This window comes from Sphingomonas sp. A2-49, from assembly GCF_025548555.1.
Lineage (GTDB): Bacteria > Pseudomonadota > Alphaproteobacteria > Sphingomonadales > Sphingomonadaceae > Sphingomonas.
This window is the reverse complement of record NZ_JAJLPA010000026.1, coordinates 45,149-51,148: the sequence shown is the minus strand read 5'-3', so window position 1 is coordinate 51,148 and position 6,000 is coordinate 45,149. Positions and strand designations below refer to the sequence as shown.

Below are 6,000 nucleotides of genomic sequence, written 5' to 3'. Positions count from 1 at the left end.
GGCTCGGCAGCAAGCGGTGACGGCGTCGCCGGGCAGGGCGGTCAGCGCCGCGGTGCCCGACCCCCGAACGTCGGCAGGCTCTCGCTGCCGTCCGCCGCCAGCGCCGACACCGCGAAGAACGTGTCGTCGACCGGCACATGGCGCAGCGTCGCGGCATTGCCCTGCACGTCCTGCGACTTGCTCCAGACGGCGGTGTCGTTGGCGCGCCAGCGGATGCGGTAGCCCGCCGCCCCGGCGACCGGCGTCCAGCTGACCTGTGTATCGCGCGACAGGTCGCCGACCAGCCCGACGCTCGCCGGCGCGGCGGGTGCGGCGGCGAGGCGTGCGATGGTGGCGGCGTTGATCGCGGTGACCTTCGCCAGATAGGCGAAGTCCATCCCCTCGATCGTGTCGCCATAGACGGTGCCGCCCTCGGTGCGCAGGTCCTGGTGCTGGCGGTCCCAGTTTTCCGCCCCGACCGAGAAGCGCACCGCCGGATAGCCGCGCTTCAGGAACGGTTCGTGGTCGCCGCCCCGGCCGAACCGGTCGGGCCGGCGATCGACAACGACGTCGAACCCGCCGGGGATCGTGTCGGCGATGCCGTCGATGGTCTTGGCGAGCGCGCGGCTGGGGCCGTCGTCCTCGCCGCCCTCGCCGCGGCGGCGCTGCTGCTGCGGCAGGTCTTCAGACGCGCGGATGCCTTCGGAAAAGACGCGCACGCGATTGGCGTCGCGCATGCCGCCCTGGCCGATCGAATTGCCGACGATGTCGTTGTTGAGCATCGCCGTCACCTGCCATCCCCGCGTCGCGGCGGTATCGGCGAGCAGTTCGGCGCCCCACAGTCCCTGTTCCTCGGCGGAGAAGGCGACGTAGACGATCGTCGCGTCGAACCGGCGCTTCGACAGCAGCCGCGCGGTTTCGAGCACCAGAGCGACGCCCGAGGCATCGTCGTTGGCGCCCGGCGCGTCGGCGGTCGCGTTCATCACGTCGGTGACGCGGCTGTCGATATGGCCGCCGATGATGATGACGCGGTTGGGATCGCGGCCCGGCTGGATGCCCAGCACGTCCTCGACCACGACGCCGCCCGGTGCGCGCGGGCCGGTGAAGCTGCGGCTGATCCGTTCGACTTTTATGCAGCCGCCGCAGTCGCGCCCGATCGATTCGAACTGTCGCGCGGCCCAGGTGCGCGCCGCGCCGATGCCGCGCTTCGGATCGGTCGCCGACGACAGCGTGTGGCGGGTGCCGAACCCGACGAGGGCGGTGACGCTCGCCTTCAGCCGGGCGGGATCGGGAGCGGGGGCGGCGGTTGCCGCAGCGGCGGCGAGGAGCGGAAGGATGACCATGGCATCGGTGTGGCCCGGCCGGTGCCCGCGCTCAACCCCCTGATTCGCCGGGGGTCGCGGAACGCTCAGCTCAACCGGTCGATCGCCTCGCGGCTCAGCGAACCGGGGATAATCATGACGGGGACGGGCAGCGTGCCCGCGTCCGATCCGGCGAAATGGCTGACGAGCGTGCCGGGCGCGCCCGCCGGCGCGGCGCCGAGCACCAGCGCGGCGATGTCCGGATTGGCGGCGATGATCTCGCGGATGATCCTGGGCCCTTCGCCCTGGCGGACGGTGATCGCGGGCTTCAGTCCCGATTCCGCGACCAGCGTCCCCGCGGCGGCGGCGACCAGCCCCTCGGCATGCAGCAGCGCCTCTTCCTCGATCGTCGCCTGCACGCCGCCGAAGGCGATGAACTCCTGCGGCGGGATCAGCGTCAGGATCTCGACGCCGCCGCCGGTCTTCACCGCGCGCCGCGCGGCGAAGCGCAACGCGATCTCCGCCTCCGGACTGTCGTCGATCACGACCAGATAAATGCGCATGCCCGACCCCTTTTTCCGCTACGTGGCCCGTGGCTCCGCGACGCGCAAGGGTTGACCCTTCGCCGTGCGCGCGCGAAGGGAGCCACCTGCTCCCCAGGCAAGAGGACCTGCATGTCGATCGAGATCAAGATGCCCGCGCTGTCGCCGACGATGGAAGAGGGCACGCTCGCCAAGTGGCTCGTCAAGGAAGGCGACACCGTCAAGAGCGGTGACATCATGGCCGAGATCGAGACCGACAAGGCGACGATGGAATTCGAGGCGGTGGACGAAGGCGTCATCGCCAAGATCCTGATCGCCGAGGGTACCGACAATGTGAAGGTCGGCGCGGTGATCGCGATCCTGGCCGAGGAGGGCGAGGATGCGGCCGCCGTGTCCGCGCCGTCGAAGAGCGAGACGCCGCAGCCCGCCGACGACCAGTTCAAGGGGCGTCCCGAGCCGACCGACCCCAACAAGACCGGCAGCGAGGCGAAGCCCGCCGAACGCACCGCGACCGAGACCGAGGATCACGGCAAGCCCGCCGCCGCCGCCGCCCCGTCGACGCCGCCCGCCGCCGCCGCCGGCGGCCGGGTGAAGGCGAGCCCGCTCGCCCGCCGCATCGCCGCCGACACGGGCGTCGACCTGTCCGGCGTCACCGGATCGGGCCCCAACGGCCGCATCGTCAAGGCGGATGTCGAGGGCGCGAAGGCCGGGGCAGCGACGCCCGCCGCCGCCACCGCCGCCGCACCCGCGCCGGCCGCGCCCGCCCCTGCGGCGAAGCCCGCCGCCGTGCCGGACATCCCGCACGAGGCGACCAAGCTCAGCAACATGCGCAAGACGATCGCGCGCCGCCTGACCGAATCGAAGCAGACGGTGCCGCACATATACCTGACGGTGGACGTGCGCCTCGACGCGCTGCTCAAGCTGCGCGGCGAGCTCAACGCCTCGCTCGAGAGCCGCGGCGTCAAGCTGTCGGTCAACGACATGCTGGTGAAGGCGCTGGCGGCGGCGCTGATCGCGGTGCCCAAGTGCAACGTGATGTTCACGCCCGACCAGCTCATCAGCTTCAAGCGCGCCGACATCTCGGTCGCGGTGTCGACGCCGTCGGGTCTCATCACCCCGATCGTCGTCGGCGCGGACGCCAAGAGCCTGTCGGCGATCTCGACCGAAGTGAAGGACCTGGCCGCGCGGGCCAAGGACAACAAGCTCAAGCCCGAGGAATTCCAGGGCGGCACCGCGTCGATCAGCAACATGGGCATGTTCGGGATCAAGCAGTTCGAGGCGGTCATCAACCCGCCGCAGGGCATGATTATGGCGATCGGCGCAGGCGAGGCGCGGCCGTATATCGTCGACGGCGAACTTGGCGTCGCGACGGTGATGACCGCGACCGGCAGCTTCGATCACCGCGCGATCGACGGCGCCGACGGGGCGCAGCTGATGAAGGCGTTCAAGGAGCTGGTCGAGCGGCCGCTCGGCATGCTCGCCTGAGGCCGGGGTGGCGCGGACGCCAATGCCCCGGATGGCGATCGAGCTGCTCCACGTCGCTGCCGGACTGGTGGCGGCGGTGGCGATGACCTGGGCCGCGGCCTGGGCCTATCCGCTGGGGCGCGAGACGATCTGGTGGTGCGGGGCGGCGGCGATGCTGGCGACCGTGCTGATGGGGGTCGGACCGCTGCGCCGCGCCCGTGCGATCGATCGGAGGCGGCGATGACCGGATTGCCCCCGGACGCGCCGACGATCCGCGTCACCGCGATGCCCGCGGACGCCAATCCGTATGGCGATATCTTCGGTGGCTGGCTGATGGGCCAGATGGACCTCGCGGCGGGATCGGTCGCGTCGCGGCATGCGCGCGGCCGCGCCGTGACGATCGCCTGCGACGCGATGAAGTTCCACGCCCCCGTGCTGGTCGGCGACGAGGTGTCGGTCTACGCCCGCCTCGTCGCGGTCGGCAACACGTCGATGACGATCGAGGTGGAGGCATGGCGCCGCGCCCGCCACGTCGACGAGGCGTGCAAGGTGACGCAGGCGCGCTTCGTCTTCGTTGCCACCGACGAACACCGCCAGCCGCGCCGCATCGCGCCGCTGGCCTGACTCTTCCTCCCCGGTAAGGACTTCCTAACGTGGCTGATACCTTCGACCTCCTCATCCTCGGCTCGGGCCCCGGCGGCTATGTCGCGGCGATCCGGGCGAGCCAGCTCGGCCTGAAGGTCGGCATCGTCGAGCGCGAGCGCCTCGGCGGCATCTGCCTCAACTGGGGTTGCATCCCGACCAAGGCGCTGCTGCGCACGTCGGAGGTCTATCACTACATGACCCACGCCGATGCCTATGGCCTGAAGGCGGACAATGTCTCGTTCGACCTCGGCAAGATCGTCGATCGCAGCCGCAAGGTGGCGGGGCAGCTCAACGCGGGCGTCAAGGGCCTGATGAAGAAGAACAAGGTCCAGGTGTTCGAAGGCGTCGGCACGGTCACCGGCAAGGGCAAGCTGTCGGTCAGGCAGGGCGACAGGACGATCGACCTCGACGCGAAGCACATCATGATCGCCACCGGCGCGCGCGCCCGCGACCTGCCGTTCGCCAAGGCCGACTGCAAGACGATCTGGACCTATCGCCACGCGATGGTGCCGGAGGTGATGCCGACCAAGCTGCTGGTCATCGGATCGGGCGCGATCGGCGTCGAGTTCGCCAGCTTCTACAACGACATGGGCGCGGACGTGACGATCGTCGAGATGCTCGACCGGATCCTGCCGGTCGAGGATGCCGAGGTCAGCGAGTTCATGACCAAGGCGCTGACCAAGCAGGGGATCAAGATCCTCACCAAATCGGGCCTCGAAAAGCTGGAGCCCGGCGCGGGCGGCGTCACCGCGGCGATCAAGGGCGCCGACGGCACGGTCACCAGCACCGAGTTCAGCCACGCGATCGTCGCGATCGGCATCGTGCCCAATACCGAAAACATCGGGCTGGAAGCACTGGGCGTCGAGACCGAGCGCGGCCACATCAAGGTCGACGGCTATGGCCGCACCAACGTCGAGGGGATCTATGCGATCGGCGACGTCACCGGCGCGCCGTGGCTGGCGCACAAGGCGAGCCACGAGGGTATCGTCTGCGTCGAGAAGATCGCGGGCGGGGACCCGCACCCGTTCGAGACTTGGAACATCCCCGGCTGCACCTATTCCCGCCCGCAGGTCGCCAGCGTCGGCTTCACCGAGGCCAAGGCGAAGGAAGCCGGCTATGAGGTGAAGGCGGGCAAGTTCCCCTTCATCGGCAACGGCAAGGCGATCGCGCTCGGCGAGGCGGAGGGCTTCGTCAAGACGGTGTTCGATGCCAAGACCGGCGAGCTGCTGGGGGCGCACATGGTCGGCGCCGAAGTGACCGAGCTGATCCAGGGCTATGTCATCGCGCGCCAGCTGGAAACGACCGAGCACGAGCTGATGGAAACGGTGTTCGCGCACCCGACGCTGTCGGAAATGATGCACGAAAGCGTGCTGTCGTCCTACAATCGCGCGATCCACTTCTAGGAGGCGGGGGAGCGGCGGCGAAAGCCCGCCCTCCCGAGCCCCGGCAAGGGCAGGGAAGGGGGCGCCTTCGGTTCGATGCCCCTTTCCCTTCTCAAATGTCATCCCCGCGGAGGCGGCGCCCCATACAAGCCGGCGTCTCGGCCGGATCCGCACCGTCAGCGTCCATGGATCCCCCCCTGCGCGGGGATGACGGTATTGATGGGCGGATGCGCTCGCCTACCTGGGGATGACGGCACTGGCGGAGTGTTTGCCCCCGCCGCAGAAATGCAGCATTCCGGACGGCATACGATACTCCGGAGGGCGCACGTTCTGCCGCGATAGCGCACGCGTGCGGGAGAACCGATTGCCGCCACTCCCTCCTTGAATGTCATCCCCACGGAGGCGGGGATCCATACACGCCGGCGTTTCGGCTCGGCGCGCACCGTCAGCGTCCATGGATCCCCGCCTGCCCGGGGATGACGGCATTGATGGGCGGATGCGCTCGCCTACCTGGGGATGACGGCACTGGAGGAGTGTTTGCCCCCGCCGCAGGGATGCAGCATTGCGGACGGTATGCCATACTCCGGAGGGCGCACGTTCTGCCGCGATAGCGCACGCGTGCGGGAGAGCCGATTGCCGCCACTCCCTCCTTGAATGTCATCCCCGCGGAGGCGGGGATCCATACAC

The 6,000-nt window shown here is 69.5% G+C and carries 6 protein-coding genes; 4 read left to right on the top strand and 2 right to left on the bottom strand.

Annotated features, from left to right (window positions below):
* Window positions 1–41 precede the first annotated feature (41 nt).
* Both LPN01_RS16470 and LPN01_RS16465 read right to left on the bottom strand, forming a co-directional pair.
* Window positions 42–1,322, bottom strand: a complete 1,281-nt coding sequence (locus LPN01_RS16470) for a M20/M25/M40 family metallo-hydrolase (protein WP_262829508.1) — start codon at window positions 1,320–1,322, stop codon at window positions 42–44.
* A gap of 65 nt (window positions 1,323–1,387) precedes the next feature.
* On the bottom strand, window positions 1,388–1,843 hold the full coding sequence (locus LPN01_RS16465; RefSeq protein WP_262829507.1) for a universal stress protein: 456 nt from the start codon (window positions 1,841–1,843) through the stop codon (window positions 1,388–1,390).
* 111 nt (window positions 1,844–1,954) lie between these two features.
* Between LPN01_RS16465 and LPN01_RS16460 the strand changes: the two genes are divergently transcribed.
* The 4 genes from LPN01_RS16460 to lpdA are packed head-to-tail and all read left to right on the top strand — an operon-like array spanning window position 1,955 to window position 5,334.
* Complete coding sequence (locus tag LPN01_RS16460; RefSeq protein ID WP_262829506.1) at window positions 1,955–3,307, top strand: pyruvate dehydrogenase complex dihydrolipoamide acetyltransferase; 1,353 nt, start codon at window positions 1,955–1,957, stop codon at window positions 3,305–3,307.
* 22 nt (window positions 3,308–3,329) lie between these two features.
* A complete protein-coding gene (locus LPN01_RS16455; RefSeq protein ID WP_262829505.1) occupies window positions 3,330–3,530 on the top strand; it encodes a hypothetical protein in 201 nt (66 codons plus the stop codon).
* Entirely contained in the window at window positions 3,527–3,910 is a 384-nt protein-coding gene (locus LPN01_RS16450) for an acyl-CoA thioesterase (protein WP_262829504.1), read from the top strand. Before LPN01_RS16455 ends, LPN01_RS16450 begins: the two co-directional genes overlap by 4 nt.
* 29 nt (window positions 3,911–3,939) lie before the next feature.
* Window positions 3,940–5,334 (top strand): dihydrolipoyl dehydrogenase, encoded by a 1,395-nt coding sequence (gene lpdA, locus LPN01_RS16445; protein WP_262829503.1) that lies wholly within the window; start codon window positions 3,940–3,942, stop codon window positions 5,332–5,334.
* Window positions 5,335–6,000 lie beyond the last annotated feature (666 nt).